The sequence below is a fragment of the Marivita sp. genome (assembly GCF_020055635.1).
Classification (GTDB): Bacteria; Pseudomonadota; Alphaproteobacteria; order Rhodobacterales; family Rhodobacteraceae; genus Marivita.
The window spans coordinates 1-2,651 of record NZ_JAIPUT010000174.1; the positions used below are offsets into that span (position 1 = coordinate 1).

A 2,651-nucleotide genomic window follows, 5' to 3' on the forward strand; every position below is an offset into this window, starting at 1 on the left:
GATCCGTGATCTTGAGCGCCGGAATGACCGGCAGCGCGAGGAACGCCAGTTGCAGAAACGGCTCGTTCAGCGTGACGCCCAGACCCTTGGCGGCGCGGCGCAGGTCAACCAACCGGTCATGCACCTCTTCAAAGGGCTCAAGGCTCATCAACCCGGCAACGGGCAAGGCCAATTCTGCCAGCACCTCGCCCCCTGCCGCCACCACAAACCCGCCCTTGATCTCGGTCAGCCGGTTCGCGGCCAGCGCCATGTCGGCGTACTCCACACCGACGCAGGCGATGTTGTGGTGATCGTGACACACGGTCGAGGCGATTGCGCCACGCTGCAGGCCAAAACCACGCACAAACCCCGTGGCGATGTTGCCGTTCTTGCCATGCCGTTCAACCACCGCGATGCGAATGAGGTCACGGGAAGGATCGGGCAGCTTGTCGCCATCTTCGACCGCGATCACCTCGTGCAGGTGTTCGGTGATGATCTTGCCTTCGACAATGCCGATCACATCGGTCTCTTCCCGGTTCGCCTTGGCGCGGAAATCCTCGGGCGTCAGATGCGGAGCATGGACAGAGCCGCGACCGACCGGGTCAATTTTTGACCGATTGGTAAAATTCTTTGCCGTGGCCTCGACCCCGGCACAGAAAACCGCTTTCACGTCGCAGGCCTCGAGCGATCCAACCGCCACGATATCCGCCCGCTTGCCCGGCGCGATCAACCCGCGATCCTTGAGGCCAAACGCCTCGGCCCCCGACAGCGACGCGGCGCGATAGGCGGCCAGCACTGGCGTGCCAAGGGCGATCAGGGTGCGGATCATGTGATCCAGATGCCCCTCTTCCGCGATGTCCAGCGGATTGCGGTCATCGGTGCACAGGCACATGTAGGGCGCGGTGCGTTCGGTCAGCAGCGGTTGCAAAGCGTGCAGATCCTTTGACACCGACCCTTCGCGGATCAGCACACGCATGCCCTTTTGCAACTTCTCGCGCGCCTCTTCCGCCGTCGTCGCCTCGTGTTCCGTCGAAATCCCGGCGGCGATATAGGCGTTGAGATCCATGCCACGCAGCTGCGGGCAATGGCCGTCGATTTGGCCGCCCTCGAACAGCTGCAGTTTCTCCATCACCCGAGGATCGCGGTGGATCACACCGGGGTAGTTCATGAATTCGGCCAGCCCGATGCCGGACGGATGGTCCCGCAGTGGCGCCAGATCAGCGGCCAGCAGTTCCGCCCCGGCGGTTTCCATATGGGTCGAGGGCACGCAGGAGGACAGCTGCACGCGGATGTCCATGAGCGTGTGCGCGCTTGCCTCCTGGAAATACCGGATGCCGTCCGCGCCGATCACGTTGGCGATCTCGTGCGGGTCGCAGATCGCGGTGGTCACGCCATGGGGTGCCACGCAACGGTCGAATTCAAACGGCGTGACAAGCGAGCTTTCGATATGCAGATGCGTGTCGATGAAGCCGGGCACGAGGATCAGGCCGGTCATGTCTCTGACCTCTGCCCCATCATAACTGCCGCAGGTGCCGGCGATCATGCCGTCACAGATGGCGATGTCGCCTTCGAGCAGATCTCCGGTCACGAGGTCCAGCATGTGGGCGTTGCGCAGAACCATGTCGGCAGGGACATCCCCGCGCCCAACTGCGATGCGGTGTTCCAGTCGATCCCGGTCTTTCATGGTCCTGTCGCTCCTGCTGATACATGGCGAAGTTTAAGCAAAGCTTGACGGGACAACCAAGCCACCATTCGCGCCACCTTGTTTAGCGCTAACGACTCAGGGGGAAAATTTCCGGATTTTCACCCCTGACGGTTGGAGGGTTCGGGAAATCGGGCGTCAAGAACGGCATGCAACGGCATACCGGATCAATATGTCACACCCGGACGGAGAAGGGATCCGTGCCCTGCACACGCTCAGGTTACCGCAAACAGTTGAAAGAGGCGGGCAGCAAGTTGCGAACTATTTGAGCATGTTACGTTGCGTCCGGTAAATTTGTTTACCTTTTTTCCATTATTCTTGAAAATTCTTTACATCTAACTGTCTGATTTTTATTTGCTTATTTTATTATTTGCAGCTTTCACTATGATGACCCTCAGCTGCGATAACACGTCTGTGATCGCATTCTGAAACGCCCGAGGAGGATCGGGCGGAGCGAGGGAGATCAAAGCGATGAATGAGCAAACAACCGGTGCTGCGGACACAGCCGTCTATCCGCCATCCGCCGAAATGACCGCCACAGCCCATGTTGATTTGGCGCGGTATGAGGAGATGTATGCGCGGTCGGTGTCCGATCCCGAGGGGTTCTGGGCCGAAGCGGCGCAGCGGCTGGACTGGATGAAGGCCCCCACCCAGATCAAGGATGTCGATTTCACCCTGGGCCAGGTCAAGATCAACTGGTTCGCCGATGGCACGCTGAACGTGGCGGCGAACTGTGTCGACCGGCATCTGGCGACGCGCGGCGACCAGACCGCGATCATCTTCGAGCCGGACGATCCCAATGAACCGGCCAAGCACATCACCTACCGCGACCTGCATCGCAGCGTCTGCCGGATGGCCAACATCCTGGAATCGATGGGCGTGCGCAAGGGCGACCGCGTGGTGATCTACCTGCCGATGATCCCCGAAGCCGCCTATGCCATGCTGGCCTGCGCCCGCATCGGCGCGATCC

The 2,651-nt window shown here is 60.6% G+C and carries 2 protein-coding genes; one reads left to right on the forward strand and one right to left on the reverse strand.

From position 1 onward, the window contains the following. The coding region (ade, locus tag LCF60_RS24280) for an adenine deaminase (RefSeq protein WP_292295096.1) at nucleotides 1–1,663 on the reverse strand (1,663 nt) is incomplete at its 3' end. 489 nt (nucleotides 1,664–2,152) lie between these two features. Here ade and LCF60_RS24285 point away from each other — a divergent pair. Further along, nucleotides 2,153–2,651 (forward strand): acetyl-coenzyme A synthetase N-terminal domain-containing protein (locus LCF60_RS24285; RefSeq protein ID WP_292295097.1); only part of this gene is annotated, 499 nt, incomplete at its 3' end.